Origin of the sequence: Luteolibacter sp. LG18 (assembly GCF_036322585.1) — a bacterium.
GTDB lineage: Bacteria > Verrucomicrobiota > Verrucomicrobiia > Verrucomicrobiales > Akkermansiaceae > Luteolibacter.
The window spans coordinates 2,122,187-2,142,842 of record NZ_AP024600.1 but is presented as its reverse complement, the minus strand read 5'-3'; the positions used below and the strand labels follow the sequence as shown (position 1 = coordinate 2,142,842).

Annotated in this window: 19 protein-coding genes; 9 read left to right on the top strand and 10 right to left on the bottom strand. The window is 65.9% G+C overall.

Annotated elements, in window-relative coordinates:
- Window positions 1-42 precede the first annotated feature (42 nt).
- Window positions 43-1,773 carry a hypothetical protein gene (locus tag llg_RS08945; protein WP_338289474.1) on the bottom strand — a complete coding sequence of 577 codons (1,731 nt, stop codon included), beginning with the start codon at window positions 1,771-1,773 and terminating at the stop codon, window positions 43-45.
- An 83-nt stretch (window positions 1,774-1,856) separates the two neighbouring features.
- Between llg_RS08945 and llg_RS08940 the strand changes: the two genes are divergently transcribed.
- Complete coding sequence (locus llg_RS08940; RefSeq protein ID WP_338289472.1) at window positions 1,857-3,773, top strand: ATP-dependent DNA helicase RecQ; 1,917 nt, start codon at window positions 1,857-1,859, stop codon at window positions 3,771-3,773.
- A gap of 14 nt (window positions 3,774-3,787) precedes the next feature.
- Complete coding sequence (locus llg_RS08935; RefSeq protein WP_338289471.1) at window positions 3,788-4,951, top strand: ATP-grasp domain-containing protein; 1,164 nt, start codon at window positions 3,788-3,790, stop codon at window positions 4,949-4,951.
- 11 nt (window positions 4,952-4,962) lie between these two features.
- Here llg_RS08935 and llg_RS08930 read toward each other — a convergent pair whose 3' ends face one another.
- A complete protein-coding gene (locus llg_RS08930; protein ID WP_338289469.1) occupies window positions 4,963-5,271 on the bottom strand; it encodes an EF-hand domain-containing protein in 309 nt (102 codons plus the stop codon).
- 65 nt (window positions 5,272-5,336) lie between these two features.
- Here llg_RS08930 and llg_RS08925 point away from each other — a divergent pair, with 65 nt between their 5' ends.
- On the top strand, window positions 5,337-5,780 hold the full coding sequence (locus llg_RS08925) for a 23S rRNA (pseudouridine(1915)-N(3))-methyltransferase RlmH (RefSeq protein WP_338289467.1): 444 nt from the start codon (window positions 5,337-5,339) through the stop codon (window positions 5,778-5,780).
- A 7-nt stretch (window positions 5,781-5,787) separates the two neighbouring features.
- Here the strand turns inward: llg_RS08925 and llg_RS08920 are convergent, their stop codons facing one another.
- The 3 genes from llg_RS08920 to llg_RS08910 all read right to left on the bottom strand — a co-directional run bounded on the left by llg_RS08920 (window position 5,788) and on the right by llg_RS08910 (window position 7,667).
- Window positions 5,788-5,979 (bottom strand): hypothetical protein, encoded by a 192-nt coding sequence (locus llg_RS08920; RefSeq protein WP_338289465.1) that lies wholly within the window; start codon window positions 5,977-5,979, stop codon window positions 5,788-5,790.
- A 71-nt stretch (window positions 5,980-6,050) separates the two neighbouring features.
- The gene (locus tag llg_RS08915) at window positions 6,051-6,860 is read right to left on the bottom strand and encodes a hypothetical protein (RefSeq protein ID WP_338289463.1); all 810 of its coding nucleotides are present in this window, start codon (window positions 6,858-6,860) and stop codon (window positions 6,051-6,053) included.
- A gap of 39 nt (window positions 6,861-6,899) precedes the next feature.
- Complete coding sequence (locus tag llg_RS08910) at window positions 6,900-7,667, bottom strand: hypothetical protein (RefSeq protein ID WP_338289462.1); 768 nt, start codon at window positions 7,665-7,667, stop codon at window positions 6,900-6,902.
- A gap of 142 nt (window positions 7,668-7,809) precedes the next feature.
- Between llg_RS08910 and llg_RS08905 the strand changes: the two genes are divergently transcribed.
- From llg_RS08905 to serS, 6 genes are all read left to right on the top strand, one after another.
- The gene (locus llg_RS08905; protein ID WP_338289460.1) at window positions 7,810-9,555 is read left to right on the top strand and encodes an ABC transporter ATP-binding protein; all 1,746 of its coding nucleotides are present in this window, start codon (window positions 7,810-7,812) and stop codon (window positions 9,553-9,555) included.
- Window positions 9,556-9,816: 261 nt separating this feature from the next.
- Window positions 9,817-11,502, top strand: a complete 1,686-nt coding sequence (locus tag llg_RS08900; RefSeq protein ID WP_338289458.1) for a hypothetical protein — start codon at window positions 9,817-9,819, stop codon at window positions 11,500-11,502.
- Window positions 11,499-13,118 carry a hypothetical protein gene (locus tag llg_RS08895; protein ID WP_338289456.1) on the top strand — a complete coding sequence of 540 codons (1,620 nt, stop codon included), beginning with the start codon at window positions 11,499-11,501 and terminating at the stop codon, window positions 13,116-13,118. Before llg_RS08900 ends, llg_RS08895 begins: the two co-directional genes overlap by 4 nt.
- A 53-nt stretch (window positions 13,119-13,171) precedes the next feature.
- Window positions 13,172-14,386 (top strand): TlpA disulfide reductase family protein, encoded by a 1,215-nt coding sequence (locus llg_RS08890; protein ID WP_338289455.1) that lies wholly within the window; start codon window positions 13,172-13,174, stop codon window positions 14,384-14,386.
- Window positions 14,387-14,441: 55 nt separating this feature from the next.
- Window positions 14,442-15,467 (top strand): hypothetical protein, encoded by a 1,026-nt coding sequence (locus tag llg_RS08885; protein WP_338289454.1) that lies wholly within the window; start codon window positions 14,442-14,444, stop codon window positions 15,465-15,467.
- Between the two features lie 66 nt (window positions 15,468-15,533).
- Complete coding sequence (gene serS / locus llg_RS08880) at window positions 15,534-16,814, top strand: serine--tRNA ligase (RefSeq protein ID WP_338289452.1); 1,281 nt, start codon at window positions 15,534-15,536, stop codon at window positions 16,812-16,814.
- A 53-nt stretch (window positions 16,815-16,867) separates the two neighbouring features.
- Here the strand turns inward: serS and llg_RS08875 are convergent, their stop codons facing one another.
- The 5 genes from llg_RS08875 to llg_RS08855 form a co-directional block, all read right to left on the bottom strand.
- Window positions 16,868-17,134, bottom strand: a complete 267-nt coding sequence (locus tag llg_RS08875; protein WP_338289450.1) for a GlsB/YeaQ/YmgE family stress response membrane protein — start codon at window positions 17,132-17,134, stop codon at window positions 16,868-16,870.
- 358 nt (window positions 17,135-17,492) lie between these two features.
- Window positions 17,493-18,695, bottom strand: a complete 1,203-nt coding sequence (locus llg_RS08870) for a S41 family peptidase (RefSeq protein ID WP_338289448.1) — start codon at window positions 18,693-18,695, stop codon at window positions 17,493-17,495.
- Between the two features lie 297 nt (window positions 18,696-18,992).
- Window positions 18,993-19,577, bottom strand: a complete 585-nt coding sequence (locus llg_RS08865) for a hypothetical protein (protein WP_338289446.1) — start codon at window positions 19,575-19,577, stop codon at window positions 18,993-18,995.
- Between the two features lie 23 nt (window positions 19,578-19,600).
- Complete coding sequence (locus tag llg_RS08860; protein WP_338289444.1) at window positions 19,601-19,864, bottom strand: hypothetical protein; 264 nt, start codon at window positions 19,862-19,864, stop codon at window positions 19,601-19,603.
- A 78-nt stretch (window positions 19,865-19,942) separates the two neighbouring features.
- Entirely contained in the window at window positions 19,943-20,563 is a 621-nt protein-coding gene (locus llg_RS08855) for a glycine zipper domain-containing protein (protein WP_338289442.1), read from the bottom strand.
- Between the last annotated feature and the right edge of the window lie 93 nt (window positions 20,564-20,656).

Here is a 20,656-nt window from a genome sequence, read left to right as displayed (position 1 = left end):
GGAGCGGAAATCAAGGCGGCTGTTGGCTTTCCGGAGGTTATTTTAGGGCATGGGCGCGTAGAATCGGGCCATCGCGGTGCGGATCATCGGATCCGCCCGGCTGGCCCGGTCCACCACGTCCTGCCCGGCGGGACGCTTCCACGCGTGATACGCCGCCAGGGTTTCAAAGGACGCGTTCAGCGAACATTGCAGCGGATTGTAAAGCACCCCGTCGATGGACACCGTTTCCGGCAAGCCACGGGGAAACAACAAGCCCGCCTGCTCGAACGAGTGGATCACCGCTGGCAAACGCGCCGGATCACCCATCGCCGCCATCACCGGATAGTGCGGATGAATCCACTCGCGGTCCGGCAAATCGCTTCCATTCGCGGCATAGGCCGCCCCCGGCATGCCGCCCTCCCCGGCGGATAAGCCCCACAGGCCCAGCTTACTGGCGGGACAGTCCGGCTTCCGCTTGGTGAAATAGGCGGCCTGTTCCACCAGAAGTTTCCGCCTCGCCTCCGGCCAGACCACCCCGCTGAGGCGGTCCGGATCCGGGCGGTCGAAGTCGGGATGATACAGGCTCTGGATCTCGGCGATGAAGCCCACGCCACGGTAAACTTTGCCGGTGGTCGCCAGCTTGCCCCGCGCCTGGTCGCCGCGGCCCATCGCCTCCAGCAGCACCGTCAGCGCCTGCTCGCCGCCCCAGCCACGGTAGGCCCCGGACAACACCTGGCCGCTGGCCGCGGAGTAGCCGTGATGCGGAAACCCGTTCTCATCGACCATGCCGGTCCAATCGATCGCCCGGATGCGCTCCCGCACCGCCGCAGCAGTGTCTGTCAACTCCAAGACATCCGCAGCCAGAAGCAGGGCCTGGAGCGTCAAAGCGGTATCGACCGAGCTGAACTCGCTCTTCTCCGTGGGCACCACCCGGCCATCCGGCTGGCGGCTCGCGAAATGCGGCAGGAACCCATGCGAGTGTTTCATGCCCAGCACGGTGCGGGCAGTCAGACGCACCTCCGCGGCGGCTTGGGCGGGATCGAGTAGCCCCTGTTTCGCCGCGATCGCCGTGGCCAGGGCATTCATCCCGGACCCGGGCAGGGCCAGGAACTGCCCTCGGTTCACATGCGCCCGACCGGCCACCAACCCGCTCGACGGGTCCAGGCAACGACGGAGCTTCCCCCACGAAATCCGGAACAACCAGTCCGCCGGCTCGATGTCCGGTTTCTCCGCCTCGAAGCCGATCCGGCGCAGGGTGATGTCCCCATCCAGCGACGCCGTGCAGGACAGGAACTTCGCCTTGGCCGCCAGCTTCGCGTCGAATGGCAGGCGGAGACGGGCCACCTCGCGGGACTCCACCGCCATATCCCCGCTCCACAACGCCACGCGTCTGGCATCGGCGATTTCCACGTGCAGCCTCCCCTTCCCCTTCGCATCCACCGCCACCGCGGTCACCGGCACCCGGCTCGCGGGCAAACCACCCACTCCGAGCAGATCCCCGGCATCGAAAGTACGGCCCACCTCGTGGGATGGCCCGGCCAGCGACGCCCACAGCCCCTCGGCCGCGGCTCCAGGGCGCACCACCATGGCACCGTCCCGGAAAGAGATCCGGGCTGGCTTTGCCGGAATGAACCCGAGGTCACCGCCGAAGTTCGACGGCTGGCGGTAGCCGTTGAACGACATCCCATCCGGTCGGAACTCCGGAACGCACACCTCCGCATCCAGAACCGGCTGCCACACCGTTTCCGCACGGGCACCGGCGATCAGGAGAACCACGGAAAACAAACGGAGCATGCTGTCCCATACGGCCCGGGAAGCCGTCCTTATCGGGCATTCACCTGCTTGATTCCCACCTCCGCGCCGGGTTCACTGGCCGGGTGCCCCCTGATCCCGTCCTCGACACCCTGCGCGCCCGCTTCGGCTTCGATTCGCTGCGCGCCGGACAGGAGCAGGTCGTCCGCACCCTGCTGGCGGGACGATCCTCCCTGGCCGTGTTCCCCACCGGCGGCGGAAAATCGCTCTGCTACCAACTCCCGGCCCTGCTCCTGGACGGGCTCACGCTGGTCATTTCGCCGCTGATCGCGCTGATGAAAGACCAGGTGGATTCGCTGGTCGCCAAGGGCATCCCCGCCGCCCGCCTCGATTCCACCCTCAGCCAGCAGGAAGCCTTCGAGGTCTTCGACCGCCTGCGCGATGGCTCGCTGAACCTCCTCTACGTGGCCCCGGAACGCCTCGCCAACGAGGGCTTCCGCAACCGCCTCGGGAAACTCCGGATCGCCATGATCGCGATCGACGAGGCCCACTGCATTTCCGAATGGGGCCACAATTTCCGGCCCGATTACCTCAAGCTCGCGCAACTGTGCCGCGACCTGCGCATCCCCCGGGTGCTGGCCCTGACCGCGACCGCCACCCCGTCCGTGTCGGCGGACATTCGCAAGGCGTTCGGCATCACCGAGGCCGACCACATCCAGCTCAGTTTCCACCGCCCGAACCTCGACCTGCGCGTGACCCCTGCCCTGCCTGCGGAACGCAAGCCACTGCTGCTCGACCGGCTTCGCGAGGCCCCCGGTCCCGCCATCGTCTACGTCACCCGCCAGGAAACCGCCGAGGAGGTCGCCACCTTCCTCCAGAAAAACGGCATCGCCGCCCGAGCCTATCATGCCGGGCTGCCGGATGAGTTCCGCGTGGATGCCCAGGAGGCCTTCATGACCGGCACCACCTCCGTGATCGTCGCGACCATCGCCTTCGGCATGGGCATCGACAAGGCGGACATCCGCCGCGTCTACCACTACAACCTGCCGAAGAGCCTCGAGAACTACTCCCAGGAAATCGGCCGCGCCGGACGCGACGGACAGCCCTCCATCTGCGAATGGCTGGCCTGCGGCGACGACCTGCCGGTGCTGGAGAACTTCATCTACGGCGATACTCCGACCCCGCAGGCGATCCGCCACCTGATCGACCGCGTGCTGCGGCTCGGCGAGAATTTCGATGTCTCGCAATACGACCTCTCCTCGTCCTGCGACATCCGGCCGCTGGTGGTCTCCACCGTGCTGACCTACCTGGAACTGGAGGGCGTGATCGAAGCCACCGGCTCGTTCCACGGCACCTACTCCGCGAACCTGCTGCGCCCCTTCGAACGGGTGCTGGCGGGCTACGATGAACGCCGTAAGAATTTCCTCACCCGCCTCTTCGCCGCCGGCGCGAAAGGCCGGGTGTGGACGAACTTCGAGGTCGATGCCGTGGCCGCCCGCATCGGCGAACCGCGCGAGCGCATCGTCAGCGCGCTGGTCCACCTCGAGGAAGCGGGCGATCTGGCGCTGAAAAAGGCCGGCATCCGCCAGCGCTACCGGCTGCTGAAGGACCCGGGAGACCTCCACGCGCTGGCGGAACGCCTGAATGTCCGCTTCGGCCAACGCGAGCACGCCGACCTCGAACGGCTCCGCCAGGTGGTGGCGCTGGCCGAGGCGCCCGGCTGCCTCACCGGCGCGCTCACCGCCCACTTCGGCGAAACCCTCCCCCACCCCTGCGGTCACTGCGACCGCTGCCGAGGCCTCCCGGCCACCTCCATTCCCCGCACCACCCCGGCTCCGCCCGCGGACGGGGATTGGGAGCTGGTCCGCCAGCTCACCCGCGAGCGTCACGCCTCGCTGGGCACCACGCGCCAGCTCGCGCGCTTCCTTTGCGGCTTGAGCAGTCCCGCCACCACGCGCGAAAAGCTCACCCGGCACGATGCCTTCGGACTCTTCGCCCATTACCCCTTCGCGGAGGTGTTGGCGATCGCCGGTTCGCAGTAGTCTCTCCCCCCTCCATGCCCTCCTCCGTTCTCGTCACCGGGGCGCGCGCCTTCGCCGCCCTGGACTGGATCCGTCGTTTCGGACGGGAAGGCCACCGCGTGACCGCGTGCGATTCCTTCCGGAGCCCGATATGCCGCGCCTCCCGCTATCTCACCGACTTCATCCCGGTCCCCCCACCGCGGACCTCTCCGCTAGAACATGCCCTCGCCGTGCGGGATGCCGCCCTCGCCTGCGGGGCGGCATGGATCATCCCCACCTGTGAGGAAATCTTCGTGCTCGCCCGCTACCGCGAGCTGTTCACCGGCATTTCCAAGTTCCTCGGGCCGTCTTTCGAAACGCTTGCCCGGCTGCACCACAAAGGCGAATTCGCGACCTTCATCGATGCATCGCCCGGCCTTTCCATCCGACCACCGGAAACGCATGAACTGAGGTCCAAGACAGAGCTGGAAGCCTTCGCCTCCACCCACACCGGCCTGCGGGAGTGGGTCTTGAAACCGGTGTTCTCGCGCTTCGCCGCGGAGGTGCTGATCCGTCCGAAACCGTCCCGTTGGAAAAGCATTTCGCCCTCCACGGAACACCCCTGGGTGGCGCAGCGGTTCACCCCGGGCAAGCCCCTGTGCACCTTCACACTCGCCATCGGCGGCAAGATCACCGCTCACTCCACCTACGAGCCGAAACACCGCGTCGGCCACGGGGCCGGGTTCTTCTTCGAGCCGGTGGCTTCTCCCCCCCTGTTCGAGTTCTGCTCCTCGGTGGTGGAGCACCTCGGCTTCACCGGCCAGATCTGCTTCGACTTCATCGCGGGCGAGAACGGCATCAAGGTCATCGAGTGCAATCCCCGCACCACCAGCGGCCTGCACCTGCTGGCCCGGGATGATCCCTTCAAATACCTCGATCCCGCCTGCCCGGGACTCTGGCCCACCGATCCCACCCCCCGGATGGTGACCTTCGCCATGCTCACCGAGCGCGGACGCGGCCCCACCCGCTGGCGGGATTTTTTCCGAGGCAAAGATGTGGTCAATGCCCCGGACGACCGGCTACCCCACGCCGCGGGCTGGGAGATGTTCAAGGAACTCCGGCGGATCCGCAAAACGATCGGCCCCGGCGCGAAAATCAAGGACGCCTCCACCCACGATCTGGAGTGGAATGGCGAGCGGCTGCCGGATGCGCCGCTCTGATCCGAACGCGCTCAACGTTCCGAAAACTCGCGCCGCATGCCGCCCTGCGCCTCGGCGAAGGAGATCGCGCCATCGTGGTTCGTGTCGAACTCGGCGAAACCCTTGTCGATCTCCTCGTTGGTGATGCCGTGGACCTCGCTCTCGCGCAGGCCCTGACGGACTTCCTTCTTCGTCAGCTTGCCATCGCCGTTGTAGTCGAAGCGGTCGAACTTCTCCAGGAAGGCGAACATCTTCTTCTCCCGGTGGTTCTCGGGAACGATGTTGTCGGGAGTACCGCAGGAAACGGCCAGCAAGGGCAGGAGCAGGAACGTGTATCGCATCTAACACCACCATCGCGGATTCGGGCTCGAAAGCAACGCCGGGTTCCGCCATCCTTTCCTTCCGCATGCGCCTGCTCATCCTCGCCGCCGGCAAGCCCGCCCTCTCCTACGCTAAGGACGGAATCGCCGAATACCTGAAACGCCTCGGCCGCTACAGCCAGGTCACGATGGAACTGGTGAAGGCCGGAGGATCGGAGGAAGTGTCCCAGCGGCTGCTGGAAAAATCCGAAGGCATGTACCGCATCGCCATGGACGAGCGCGGCGAACGCCTCACCACCGCGGAGCTCTACAAGCGCTTCGACGCGCTCGAACACCGCGGCGACGTGAAGTGCGTGGCCTTCCTCATCGGAGCCTCGGACGGGCACACGCCGGAACTCCGCAAGAAGGCGGACATGGTCCTGTCCCTCTCCGCCCTCACGCTCCAGCACGAACTCGCGCTGGTAGTCCTGCTGGAGCAACTCTATCGCCTGGCCTCGATGAAGGCAGGCTCGCCGTATCACCGCGAGTGAAGGCGAATCAGCGGCGCTGCTGGAGCTGCGGCATCATGCCGAAAGCGCCCATTCCCTGACCGGACTGCGGCACGTTCCATGGCATCTTGCTGGCGGAGGACGGCGGCGGCACCGGCTTTTTCTCCGGCTCCTTGTTCACGCAGGAGGGGCAAAGCAGGCCCGTGAGGGCAACGGCGGCGGCGAGCGACAGCAAACGCATGGGCCGAACATAAAACAACCCCCGCAGGCTGCAAGCCCGCGGAGGTTGTGGAAAAAAGATTCGGAGAAACCTCAGTTGGTGGCCGGCTCGGCCAGGATGACCTTGTCACCCGGCTGGAGGCGGACGCCTTCGGCGAGGCTGTCGAAATCGATGTCGGCGAGCGTCTGGTTCGGCTCGATCGACGTCGGCTGGACCTTGCCGATCAAGTGGCCGTCACGCAGGACGAGCAGCTTGGTCTGCGGGGTGAAGCCGGTGTTGGTGCCGGCACCCACCATCACGAAGCCCCACTCCTGGTTCACCGCGGTGATCACGGATTCCATCGAGTTGCGGCGGATGCGGGTGTCGCGCTTGCCCTTCACGTCGGCCAAGCGACCGGTCTCGTCCTTCTGCGCATCGCGCTGCTTGGTCGCCTTCTCCACGAGGAGGTTGAGTTCGTCGCGCTTCTTCTCAAGGTCGAGCTTCTTGTTCTCGAGCTCTTTCACCTTGTCGGGAAGGTTCTCAAGGGTCACATCGGCACCGAGGTCGGCAAGAGCCGCCTTGATCTGCTCGATGGCCTTCTCGGCTTCGGCGAACTGGGCCTTCTGCTCTTCCAGCAGGGCGTTCTGGGCGGCGAGGTCGCGCTTCAGGCCGGAGCCGGCGGACTTCAGCGAACTCACGGCCTGCTCGGCGGCGGTCTGCTCATCCTGGGCCTTGGCGAGGGCGTTCAGCTCCTTCTTGAGGTCAGCCTCGGTGCTTTCCGCGTGGGCGGTCACTTCCTTGTTCTCCTTGTTCGCCGCGAGGCGCTCGCTCTGCTGCGTTTCGAACTTCTTCGAAAGCTGGAACGAGAAGAAAACGGCGCCGCCGGTGGCAAGAACCGCGAGAGTGTGGAAAAGGGGTTTCATGGAAATCCGGATCGTGGGTTTCGGGATTGTTTACTCAGCTCATTTCGCGGGAACCACCGTGTCACCGACCATCAGGACGGTGTCGGCCTTCACCGAGTCCGGCACGATGCTGGCGGAGGCGGAGCCCGCTTCGGCGGCGCTCACCTGGAGCTTGGCGATCGTCTCGCCATCGCGGACGACTTCCAGCGTCGAGTTGGTCACCACACCGGCGGCATTGCCAGCAGCGAGGGTCACGAAGCCCCAGTTCGGGTAGATGGCGCTGATGCGGGTCTTCAGGGCCGGATTGGATTTCTTGGCGGGGTAGAGGGCGCTGATCGAGCGGTAGTTCTCGATCACCTTGTCGAGGCGGCCGGAATCGGCGGTCAGGTTGGCCAGCGTCGCGGTGTTGGTGGCGATCGTCTGGTTGAGTTCCTCGATCTGGGCATTGGTGGCCTTCAGCTTCGGCCCGAGGGTCGCGAGGTCACCGACGTTCTCCAGCTTGCTCTTGAGATCATCCAGCTTGGCCTTGTTGGCCTCGGTCTGGGCGGTCTTCTCGTCGATCTCCGCCTTGACCTTGGCATTGGCCGCGGTGAGTTCCGCCTTCTGGGTGTTGAGAGCCGCCACCGTGGCTTCGGTCTCTTTCCGCTTCGCGGTGGTCTCGGTGAGCTCCTTCTCGGCCTTGGCCAAGCGCTTCTTGCTCGTGTCGAGGTTCGTCTGCGCGGTCTGGCGGGCGGTGATTTCCGCGTCGTACTTCTCCTTGTTCTTGAAGCCGACGAATGCCGACGCCGCTAGAACAATGGCGGTCAGAATGCCGAATGTTTTGGCCATAGGGTTTGGGATTTAAAAGGTGGGTTTCCTCGTGTGAGCGGACATTAGGAAGGTCTGTTTTGCGGCGGCAATCCCAAATTTCACGGGTTTTGCCGCTTGCCTTTACAAAGCACCCACACGGCGTGACGGTTTGCCGCCCGCCATGCGTTCCATTTCCCGCGTTTTTTCCTACCTCCGCCACTACCCGGGCCTCGCTTCCGCCCAGATTTTCTGCGCCGTGGGGATGACCCTGGCGGTGTTCGTGTTCCCGAACGCGACCCGCCACGTGATCGACCACATCCTGCCGAATCCCGCGAAACACGGGGAATTCCCGCTCTGGATCGGCCTCGCCCTGTTCGGCTTCCTCGCCAAGGACGGCCTGAACTCACTGCGGATCTTCATCAACAACACCTTCGAGCAGAAGGTGATCTACGACATCCGTTCCGACCTCTACTCGAAAATCCAGCGTCTGCCGCTGCGCTGGTTCGATACCCGCCGCACCGGCGACATCATGACCCGCGTCGTCGAGGATGTGACGAACATGGAACGCGTCCTGATCGACGGCGTCGAGCAGGGCCTGATCGCGTCCCTCCAGGTGCTGGGGGTGGGAGCCTTCCTGTTCTACCTCAATCCGGTGGTGGCGCTGTGGGCCACCCTGCCCGTGCCGGTCCTCGCCATCGGCGCGTGGTTTTATTCCACCAAGGGCCGCGACCGCTACCGGAACCAGCGCGAGGCATCCTCCGACCTGAACGCCATCCTTCACGACAACATCTCCGGCATCCGCCAAATCAAGGCCTACGCCGCCGAAACCGAGGAGCTCGGCCGCTTCAACCGCTTCTCCGACCTGCTGCGCCAGGCCACCCTGCGGATGATGAGATGGTGGGCGATCTACTCGCCGCTGATGTCCTTCGTCCGCATGACCGGCTACGTGCTGGTGCTCGCCTTCGGTGGCCACGCGGTGATGAAGGGCGATCTCACGCTCGGCGACTTCACCGGCTTCTTCCTTTCGCTGGGGCTTTTCTACGAACCGATCGACCGTCTCAACAGCCTCAACCAGATGCTCCTCTCCGGCCGCTCCGCCGCGGACCGCGTGTTCGAGATCCTCGATGCCGAGGAGGAACCGAATGCCCGCGAAGGCAAAACCCTGCCGGTGCCGGTGAAGGGCGCGGTGGCCTTCGAGCAGGTTTCGTTCTCCTACCAAGACCAGCCCACCCTCCACGAGGTCTCGCTGGAAGCCCTGCCGGGGCAGACGATCGCCCTGGTCGGGGCCACCGGTGCCGGAAAAACCACCGTGCTTTCGTTGCTGGCCCGGTTCTACGAAGCCACCGCCGGCACCATCCGGCTGGACGGGCAGGACATCGCGGAGCTTTCGAAGGAAAACCTCCGCGACCATCTCGCCTACGTGACCCAGGAGGCCTTCCTCTTCAATGGCACCGTGCGGGAAAACCTCCAGCTTTCAAAGCGGGATGCCACCGATGCCGAGTTGTGGACCGCCCTCGAAGCCGCCCACGCCGATCCCTTTGTCCGCGAGCTGCCGCAGCTTCTGGACACCAACGTCGGCGAACGCGGCGTAAAGCTGTCCGGCGGCGAGAAGCAACGCCTCTCGATCGCCCGCGCCCTGCTGAAGAACGCGCCGATCCTGCTGCTCGACGAAGCAACGGCCTCGGTGGACAGCCAAACCGAGCGCCTGATCCAGGACGCGCTGGACCGGCTGATGGAAAACCGCACCGCCTTCGTGATCGCCCACCGCCTCTCCACCATCCGCAATGCAGACCGGATCTACGTCCTCGAACAAGGCCGCGTGATCGAGCAAGGCAACCACGAGGAATTGCTCGCCCTGGACGGCAAATACGCCGAGCTGTGCCGGAAATCATTCCTCGGCCAGGAGGGAGAGGACGTTTCGAAGTGACATCCGGCGCGTGACAGGCGATGGTTTGTCCTAATGCGGGAAAAGCCATTCCGACCTGCGCATTTGCTGTGGCTGACCGTCCCCGTCGCCGCATGGTGGGGGGCCTTCGCACCGCTTCCGGAAGAGTCCGCCAGATCTCATCCCAAGGCTCCTTCCGCTCGGACGGAAGAAGCCACTCCTCTTCCCGGACAGGGATTGGAGAAGGCAGGCACCGCGGAACTGCGTGAGCGGCTGCTGGCGGCTTTGAAACAGCCGCCCGGCATGGAACGAACCCACGCCCTCGAGTTGATCTGCGCCCGCTGGGCCGAGATCGACCCGGCTAACGGCTTGGATTTCGTCGCCAGTCTCGGTGGAAATACCGATCCCGCTCCGCGGGTGATGCTGCTCAAGGAATGGGCGATCGAGGATTTGGACGCGGCTTGGGACTACCTCGCCGCCCACCCCGGACGCGAGGTCGATGACGACCTGCGGACGGTGGGCACCGGCCTGCTGACCGAGGATCCGGCGTTGTTCGTCCAGTGGTTCTGGCGCGCTCCGGGCCATCTCGGCCAACCGGACGCCGGAAGCCCGGCCTGGCTGGCTGCCGCACGGGCGAAGCCTGAGGAGCTTCAGGCCATCGCGCTGAAAATTCTCGAACTCTCCCCCACCGCCCGCAATGGCTCGCCGATTTGGAATCCGAAGACCGGCGCGCTGTTCACCCTGCTGGGTGCGGCGCGGGCGGAAACCGATTCCAAGGCGGTCTTCAAGTGGGCGCGATCCCTTCCCGACCCCTATCGCGTCCAGGCGCTAAAAGGTGCTTTTGCCACCTTGGCGCGGGTATCGCCCCAGATCGCGCTCGACCGGCTGGACATGCTCGCCAAGGGCAAGTCCCCGGAGTGGCTGCGGTCCCTGTTCGACTCCGAAGGACCCCACGATTTCGTCAACGGCCCCAACGCCCTGACCCTGCTAGGCCAACAGGATCCGATGATCCTCGTGGAACTCGCCCGGAAGTATCCGGCGCTGGAGCCGGTCAACAGCCTCGTCGACACCTTCGGAATGGCGCTGGCCGCTGGCAAACTGGATCCAGCAACGGCGTTCCGCGCCATCGATTCCATCTCGCCGGGGGACGGCACGGTGCCCGCCGCCGTGCTCTCCCGGATGTGGAATGCCCTGCCGCCCGGCCAACTCCGTGGAGCCGCGGAAGCCGTGGCCCGTGAACCGGACTCCGGAGCCAAGATGGCCGCCATGAGTGGCATCATGAAAGCGTGGTTCGCCACCGAACCTTCCGCGGCACTGGATTTCGGCAAGGGCGTGGCGGATGCGGAACTGCGCCGGGCGCTGTACCGGCAATTGGTCGGCGATCTGGCCACCGGCTCGTTCGAGACCTTGCGCCATGTCCCGGTGGAAGACCGGGGCGCGGTCATCGCCTCCTCGTTGGAAAACATGGACCAGTGGATCACCGAGGCCGGTCCATCGCCGATCGAAAGTCTCCGGTTGGAAAATCTCGCCCCCTTCCTGGCCGACCTGCCTCCGTCGGCCGATTCGCTCCGCGCCGTCACCAGCTTGGCCGGCACTTGGAGCCAGCTCGATCCCCGTGCCGCCATCGAGTGGGCAAGCAGGCAAAAGGACAATCCAACCCGCGCCGCCTGCGTGGCCAGCGCCATCCAGGGCTGGGCCCACCACGATTCGAACGGAGCCGCGGTCTGGCTGGACGCTCAGCCGCCCGGCAGCATCCGGGATGCCGCCACCCTCCCACTGGTCGCCCAATTGAAGGACACCGAGCCGGAAAGCGCTTGGGAATGGGCGGGCACGATCTCCAACCCCACCCTCCGCAGCCAAACCCGGCGCGAAGCCTTCGCCGCCTGGGCGGCCGCCGATCCCGATGCGGCCGCCGCGGCTCTCGACACCGCCCCCGGCCTTTCCGCCGCCGATTTCCTCGCCCTCAGCCAAACCTTGGTTCCGCCATGAACCGGCTCCATCCGCTCCTGAAAACCACCCTGCCGCCGCTCGCCATCGCCTGTGCCGTCTACGGGGCAGCCCGGATCGGCAAGCAATGGCAGCACGTTCTCGCATCCGACCGAAGCACCGAACCTCCCCGTGAAAGCCGCGCTCCCGACACCGGCGAGACCCTCAGGAACGCCCGCGACCTCCACGGCCTCGCCCGCCGCCGCTTGCTGGTGGCGCTTGAATCGACCTCCTCCTTGTCGACTTTGGAGCGGCTCCGGGCGTCCGGAGCTTCCCAAGGCGATTTCCCGGCCGAGGTCATCGAGGCCTGTGCCGCCGAGGCCCCGGAGGCCACCTGGCGCTTCCTTATTTCCGGCCCAGCCTCGGTGACTCCCGGCCAAGCTCGCATCGTCCTCACCGAGTGGTTGCGAAGGTCTCCCGATATCCTCCCCGATGTGCTGCGGATGACTCCGGCTCCATCCGACCGGAGTGCGGTGGTCTCCTCCGCTCTCGACCACTTCCTCTGTGGTGAAGATCCATCACTCGCGGATGCGGTGTTGAGACACTTCGATCTTCTCGTAGCCCAGGATCCGGCCCTGGCTGGCAAACTCAGCCCGACCGGAGCGGAGCGCACCCGCTGTCTGGCGCGGTTGTTGTCCCTGCCCCCGTCCACCGGCAGGGACAACCTGTGGGCGGGCATCGCCGATGGATGGTTGAAGAGTGATTGGCTCGCCGCCACCACGTGGTCGGAATCGCTCCCGCCTGAATCACGGAAGAAACTCGAAGCCCGCTTCGCCGCCACCGCCTTCCGCTCGAACGATCCCAACGCGGGCCCGATGATCGCCTGGGCGGCGCAATGGCTTTCCAAATCCGCCCCCTCCGGCGACGTCGCCCGACTGGGACCGGTCTACGTGGAAGCCCTCGCCCGCAGCCAACCGGACACCGCCTTGGAATGGGCGAACGCCCGGCTGTCCGGCTACCCGTTGACCCTGGCGATCGGCACTATCGCCGCAACCCGCTTCAGCACCGATCCGGACGGGGCTCGGGAAATGGTGGCGGACCTGCCCTCGGGTGGCACCCAACAGGCCGCCGCCGCCAAGGTGGCCGCGGCGTGGGCGAAGTCAGACCCCGTGTCCGCCATGGATTGGTGGCTGGGTTTCCCGCACGACACCGCAGGCCCCGTCGATTTCAGCCGGGTCTCCCAAGAGTGGAACAAGGAGCAATGGACCGCGTTCCGGACTTACGCCGTCGACGAAGACACCCCACTTCTCCCCGATCGCCTGGCCACTCTGGTGATCGACACCCGAAACCCCGGAGCCACCGTGGAACTGCTTGAGCCCACCGGAGGAATCAACCGCGAGAGATTGCTCGACGATGCCTTCGCGCAGTGGGCCCGCCAGGACCCCGGAGCCGCCGCCTCCCGCATGCTCGCGGATCCCATTCTCGCCACCGCGGATCGCGCGGGAGCCCTCGCGGAAACTTGGTATGAAAGCGATCGGGGCGCGACGGTGGCTTGGATCGCCCGCCTGCCGGAAGGCGACACCCGCGACACTGTCGCCGCCGCCCTTCGCTCACGCATCTCGGCGGACCCGGGCCTATCCCACAGCCAACAGCGGTCCCTGGCCTCCAAGCTCCCCTGAGCGCCGTGGGAGATTGCCCGGACAAATCCCGGCCTCGGTGGCGTTTGTGGTGCGTGAAACCAATTCTCCTGCTCCTCGCCTCGGCCGCGCTCGCCGCCGCCGAAACCGACGCTCCGGCCAAGCCCGCCGCGATTCCCGCCAAGCCGGTCGTGCCCCACCCGCCCAGCGCCGCGACCCCGCAGGAAAAGCCTGCTCCGACGCTGGTCGTCGGATCGAGCGTGACCCCGGACGCCTTCGCCACCGGTGAGTGGATCCAAGGCGAGGCCCCGAAAAGCTGGGAGCCGGGCAAAGTTTACGTCTTCGAATGTTGGGCGACCTGGTGCGGCCCGTGCATCGCCGCGATTCCACACATCAACGACCTCCACAAGAGATACGCCGACAAGGGCTTGCGCGTCTTCGGCATGAACGTGTGGGAGCGCGGAGGCAAGGAGCCGGTCGTGACCTTTGTGAAGAACAAGGGCGAAGGCATGTCCTACCCCGTGTCCTACAACACGAAGGAAGCAGCCTTCACCAAGGATTGGCTGGAGGCCGCCGGCGTGGATGGCATCCCCCACACCTTCGTGGTGAAGGACGGGAAGATCGTGTTGATGTGCCATCCCATGAAACTCACCGACGAGGTGATCGAAGGTCTCCTCAAGGGCGGGGAAGCCCTGGACCTGACGCTGAAACAGATCCGTGAGGACAATTCGAAACAGGATCAGATCGTCGCTGCGGTACGTTCGTTCAACGAAGCCGCCCGGAAGAAGGACATCGCCGGAATGACCCAGGCCATCGAGACCGTCAAGGCCCTCGATCCCACCAGCAAATCGCTGGTCAACTTCAACATGATCCTGCTGGCCTCCAAGGGAGACTGGCCCGCGCTGGAGGCCGCCGTAAAGGCCCTGCCGGAATCGCCGACCCGGCCGGTGTTCGCCTTCAACGTCGCCCGCACGGTGCTGCCGAACGACGAGGCTCCGGGCACGCTCATGAAGTCGCTGGCGGATATCCTGGCTCCGGCCCTGGAGACCAAAAGCGGGCCGGTGGAACTCCTGACCCTCTCCCGCCTCCAGTGGCGTGGTGGAGACAAGGAAGCCGCCATCGCCACCGCGAAAAAATCCGTGGCCGCCGCCACCTCTGACACCGCCGTCCGGTCCCGCATCAATCCGGCCCCGTTCCAGAACTATCTGGCAGCCTTGGAGAAAGGTGAACTACCCTCCGATGCCCAAGTTACGGCATGGCTGCGCGAAATGATGTCCGCTGCCGCCCCCGCCAAGACAGGAGATCAGTAACCACCCCCGCCGGGCTCATGCCGGCCGGCCGTGGTTTCCACCTACCGCCCATCCCATGAAGCCCCTCATCCCCGTCGCCTGTGTGGCCGGTGGCATCGCCATCGGCTGGTTCTCCCACGCCCTGACCACCCCCGCCACACCAGCCGCCCCGGCATCCATCGCCGCCGCTCCAGCCAAGGAGACCGCGAAGACCGACGCCGTGGCGGCCAACGAGGCCGCAGCAGCCGCCCCGGCCAAAACCTCCACGGGCCGTCCAGCCAAGCCGGACAACGACGAGGCCAAGGCCAAGCGCGACGCCAAGAATCGGGAAATGGGCAAAAAGGCCCAAGACCAGATGGCCAAGCGGATGACCGACGTCCAGCGGAAGAAGTTCGAGGCCCGCCTCGACAAGCTGGCCGCCGATCTGAACCTCAACGACGATCAGAAGGCCAAAATCCGCGCCGCCATGGAAAAGCGGTTCGAGACCTTCGGCTCGCTCCTGACCCACGACGAAGACTCCTCGAACGACCTCGCCCACATGAAGGAGATCGGAGAGCTGATGAAAACCGACGGCCTCGACACGGCCACCGAGGGCGTTCTCACCGACGAGCAGAAGGAGCAATACACCGCCTTCAAGGGCAAGGAACGCCAGTCCCGCATCGAGTCCAAGGCGTTCAAGGACCTCGGCAGCATCACCAACGTCCTCGACCTGTCCGCCGAACAGCGCGACAACGTCTATCAGGTCCTGATGACCGAAGCCGCCACCCGCGAGGACAACCAGAAGACCGGCAGCATGATGAGCCTGTTTTCCGACGGCATGGGCATCCAGTTCGACGATGAACTCGGCATCCAGGACCTCATGCAGGAGCAGATGGAGGGCCAGATGCAACAGCAGCAGGGCGGCGAGAAAACCTCCATGGCCGACATCCAGAAGAACTTCCGGGCGACGGTCAAACAGCGCACCGACGCCAAGGTCGAATCCCTGCGTCCCTACCTGTCCGAAACCCAGCTCCAACAGTACCGCAGCCACCTCGAAACCAAGGGCGGCGGCCTCCTCAACATGTTCGGCGGTGCCGGTGGGGACGACGAAGTCGGCAAGTGACGACCCGCCAGCGGGGCGATTCGGGGGTTCACAAGCCGCCGCGGACCCGCTAAAGGCTCCCCCGCCATGCTTGATATCCGCGTCATCCGCGAAAACCCCGCCGCCGTTCAGGAGCGCCTGAAGCCCCGCGGCGGGGACCACTGGAAGCTCATCGACGAAGTCCTCGCCTGCGACGAATCCCGCCGCCGGGCCGAGACCGAAAAGCAGGCCCTCCAGTCCGAGCGGAAGACGACGTCCAAGCAGATCGGCATGCTCAAGGGCAAGGGCGAGGACACCTCCGCCATCGAGGCCCAGGTGCGCGGCATCAACGACCGCATCGCCGCCCTCGACGCCGAATCCGAGGCCGCAGCCGCGAAGCAGGAAGACCTGCTGCTCAACATCCCGAACCTGCCCCACGAGGCCTGTCCGGTGGGCTCCGACGAAGCCGCCAACCCGGTGGTGCGCGTGTGGGGCGAGAAGCCGGACATCGCCGAGCCGAAGGACCACGTGGCCCTCTACGAGGCGCACGGCCTGGTTTCGATCGACGACGCCACCCGCATCGCCGGCTCGGGCTTCGCGGTGTACCGCGGCAAGGGCGCGAAGCTGGAGCGCGCGCTGATCAACTTCCTCCTCGATACCCAGGCCAGCCATGGCTACGAGGAAGTGAATGTCCCGCATCTGGTGAAACGCGAGTGCATGGAAGGCACCGGCCAGCTTCCGAAGTTCGAGGACGACATGTACGGCACGGACGCCGGTGAGGACGGCCGGAACAACCTGTTCCTGGCCCCGACCGCCGAGGTGCCGGTGACCAACCTCTACCGCGACACGATCCTGGCCGAGGACCAGCTTCCGGTGAAACTGGTGGCCTACACGCCGTGTTTCCGCCGCGAGGCGGGCTCCGCCGGACGCGACAACCGCGGCATCATCCGCATGCACCAGTTCGACAAGGTGGAGCTGGTGCAGGTGGTGCACCCGGACCACGGTTTCGAGGAGTTGGAAAAGCTCACCGGCCACGCCGAGGCGATCCTCCAGAAGCTGGGTCTGCACTACCGCACGATCGAACTCTGCACCGGCGATCTCGGGTTCTCCTCGGCAAAGACCTACGACATTGAGGTCTGGGCCCCCGGCCAGGGCAAGTACCTGGAGGTTTCGAGCTGCTCGTGCTTCGCGGAATACCAGGCCCGCCGCATGAAACTGCGCTTCAAGGACAGCGAAGGCCGCAACCGCTTCCCGCACACACTGAACGGCTCCGGCACCGCCCTGCCGCGCCTCTACGTGGCGCTGCTGGAGCAATGCCAGCAGCCGGACGGCACGATCCGCATCCCGGCCGCCCTCGTGCCCTACTTCGGCGCGGAGACGATCGGGTGAGGCGATCTCCCCATCCCACTTCGAAAGGCGACTTCCTCACGGGAGTCGCCTTTTCATTTACTCACGAGGCGGAAGATCAAGAGCAGGACGAGGGCGCCGACGGTGGCGGTGATGATCGAACCGAGCGACGGCAGCCAGGTGCCGATGGGTTCGGCGGGCAGGAAGGTGGCGTAGCGGCCGAGCCAGCCGCCGATGACGGCACCGACGATGCCGAGCAGGGTGGTCATCAGGCAGCCGCCTTTCTGGTCGCCGGGCATCAGGAACTTGGCCAAGCCGCCGGCGATCAGGCCAAGTAGGATCCATGCGATGAAGGTGCTCATGGTCCTCCAACCTAGCAGAGGTTGGGTGGGGTGCAATCGGGTGAAATCAGGGGGGGATGAGCGCGGGAGGAGGGAGTTAGGTAAAATGGAGATTACCCAATATCCCGGGGATCTGTGAATTTCATGTGAAGTTCGGGATGCTGCTTGAACTGGTGACACGGGCCGGGAGAGATGGTGCCGGTCCAAAAGCCGCGCCGGACCACCGCCCCGATCCGATTCGAAAGAAGCGGCCCGTTCGTAGCGGTGTTCCACGCGCGGCCTGCCATGATGGTTTCATTCCCTGCGCCGCGGGTGCGCGGTTCGACGGGTGTCAACGTGCTCATGACCCCGCGGCGCAGGGACCCTTTTCAGGGAATGGTTACTTGGCCTTCTGGAGGACGTCCGGCTGGAGACCGGTCTTGTCCCAGGATTTGCCGCTGGCGGTCATCATGAGGCTTTCGCTGACGGTCATGACGCCGCCGCCGTAGAGCGGGAGTTTCACGGTGGAGTGGCTCTTGCCGTAACTGGGCTCGCCGTAGATCTTGACCTTGCCGGGGAGGCTCTCGCGGAGGCTGGCGGCGAGGAACTCGGCGCCGGAGGCGGAGCGGCGGTCCTGGAGGATCTGGATGCTCTGGGGCTCGCAGAAGACGCCGTTGCCATCGCTGACGTCGCGCTCGCCCTGGCCGTCCTTGAGGCGGCCGAGGACGGTCTTTTCCGGAGTGAACAGGGACGCGGCGAGCATTGCCTCATCGCGCAGGCCGCCGGGATTGCCGCGGAGGTCGAGGGTGAGGCGGGTGACGGGTTGATTCTCCTTGAGGAGGTCCTTGAAGCGGGCGGCGGAGCCGGTGTCGAACTTGCGGATGCGGATGGTGAGGCCGGTGGGGCCCTTCTTCGCGCTGACGGAGGGGAAGACCTGGGTGGTGCGCTGGATGGTGAGGGTCTCCTCCTTGCCCTGCGGCTGGCGGATTTTCACGGTGACGGAGGGCGAGGGGCCGATGAAGGCGAGCTTCACGGCGGCGAGGCGCTTGCGCTCCATCGAGACACCGTCGACCTGCAGCAGTTCGGAGCCGTAGTTCACGCCGGCCTCGGAGGCGGGGCCCTCGGGTTCAGGGAAGCAGAGCAGGCGGCCGCTGTCGTCGCGCTCGACGATCATGGCGATCTGCCCGCCGCTCTGGCGGGCGGCTTCCTGGAGCTGGGCCATCTCGGCACCGGATTCGTAGAGGCCGAAGCGGTCGATGGTGGGCAGGAGGGCGGTGAGGGCCTTTTCGACGAGGTCGTAGGTGGTGTTGGCCGGGTCGTTCTTGCAGATGGCGTCGGCCAGTTCGGGAAGGGTCGGGGCCTTGTCCGGTTCCCAAGCGCGGTAGCGGGTGCCGAGGGCACCGAGGAGGGCCTTGCGGGCGTGGAGGTCGAGATCGGCGGGGGCGAGCGGGGCGAAGGAGTACTCGGCGTAGTTTTTCTGGAAGTCTTCCCAGAGCTGGACGCCGGTCTCGCGCTGGTTGACGGGCGTTTCCTTGGCCGCGGGCTCAGCTTGGAGCACGGGCAGCAGCAGGGCGGCGAGAAGGGTGCGGAGGAATGGCTTCATCGCGTCGGCAGGTTAGGCGTCAAGCAGGGGACAAGCCAAGGGAAAGGCGGAAGAGGAAGAGAATTTCAACCATGGATGGACGCAGATGGAAGAGAGGGTTTGGGGGAGTGATGGAGAGAAAGGATGTCACGGGTGAGCGGGCGTTTCTCGCGCCCCTCCGGGGCGCATCTCCGTTGCGCGGCGGGGTCCGGTGGTTTCACCACCGGCTAATTTCTGATGCCCCTGCCGGGGCGGGAGAGGTGAGGGTGAGCCGCGGGCGGAATAGGACCCATAGGACCCGATGGGTGGACGGCCTTCTTACTTCAGGGAGGCGAAGGTTTTGGCTTGCTGGCCGAAGACGTATTCGAGGCCGCCGGCGTAGGAGCGGTTGCGGTCGAGGGTGGCGAGGTCGCCACCGGCGCCGGGGAGACGGCCTTGGGCGGCGAGGTCGAGGGCGCGGCCGGTGTCTTTCATGCGGCGCTGCCACATGCGGCATTCGTCGGCGCGGCGGGCGGCTTCGGCGCGGGCTATGAGAACGGTGTTGGGATCACCGGAGGCGATGCGGCCGGCGAGCACCTGGTGGCGTTCGGCCATGGTGGCGCGGACGCGGCTGGCCTCGCGGATGGTGGACGGGGCGGCCTTGACGGTGCCGACCGGGTCGATGAGGCGGGTGGAGGATTCTCGGGCGCGGTAGAGATCGCCGCCGAGGCCACCGACGAGGAGGCCGAGGGCGGCACCGGTGCCGGCGTGGCCGGAGATCGAGCCGATGCCCGCGCCGATGGCGGCACCGCCCGCACGCCCGGTGACGGGCGCATAGGCGGCCTGCTCTTCCCGGGTGGAACACGAGGCGAGCAGGCCGCAAACCAGCGCGCAACCTAGCAAAGTTTCACGGCTGGCGTTCATGGCCGGTCAAATTCGGGGCAGGATCACTGCTTCTCTTCTTCCGCCTTCTCGCTCTTGAGGCGGTTGATCTCGCGCTGCTTGGCGCGGGCGCGGGATTGGGCGGCGTCGGTGCGGGCCTCGATGCGGTTGAGGCGGGCCTGGCGCTCGTCGAGGCGGGCCTGGGCCTTGCGCTCGCTCCAGAAGATACCGCCGGTGGACGGATCGCCGGTGGTTTCGCAGCTCACGGAGGCGAGACAGCCAGCGACCAGCGAGGAGAGCAGGCCGAGGCGGACGATGGTGTGTTTCATTGGATGGCTGGGAGAGGATTGAAAAGGGAAGCCTCCCCGGAGCGGGTCCGGGGAGGCCAAAGGATCGATGACGGGCGGTTAGACGCCGATCTGGTTCTCGAGGCTGGCGAGGCGCTGGACCTTCTGCTTGGTGGCGGCACCTTCGGCGCTGACGCTGCTGGTCTTCGAGCGGAGGGCGCTGACGCGGGAACCGCCGCCGGCCTGGCTGATGGCGGAGTTCTGGGCCTTCACCTCGTCGTTGACGGACTTGACCTGCTTCTCGGCTTCGATGCGCTCCTGCTTGATTTCCTGCTTCAGGCGCTGGAGTTCGCCCTTGTTGCCGCTGGCCTTGGCGCGCTGGACCTCACCCTGGAGGGAGGCGATGCGGCCATCGAGCTTGCGGTTGTAGGCGACGGCGGCGCGGCGGCTGCTCTCGGCTTCGGCGATGCAGGCATCGAGCCACTCCTCGGTGGACTTGTACTTGGCCTTCTGGTTGGCGACGTGGGTGCCGTAGGCGAAACCACCCGCACCACCGAGGGCGGCACCGATGAGGGCACCGCGGCCGGCATTGCCGGAGGCGGCACCGATGAGGCCGCCGAGCGCGGCACCGCCGAGGGCACCGATGCCGGCGCCCTGGGCCTGCGTGAGGCGGCCGTCCTGGGTGTCAGCGCAGCTGGTGAGAAGGAGCGAGGTGGCGCTCACGAGGGAGGCGCCCAACATGACGGTGCGACGGGCAAGAGGATTCTTCGGGTTCATCGTTTTATATGTTAGAAACCGGTAGGTTATGTCCGATGGAGTGAGGATTTGTCAATT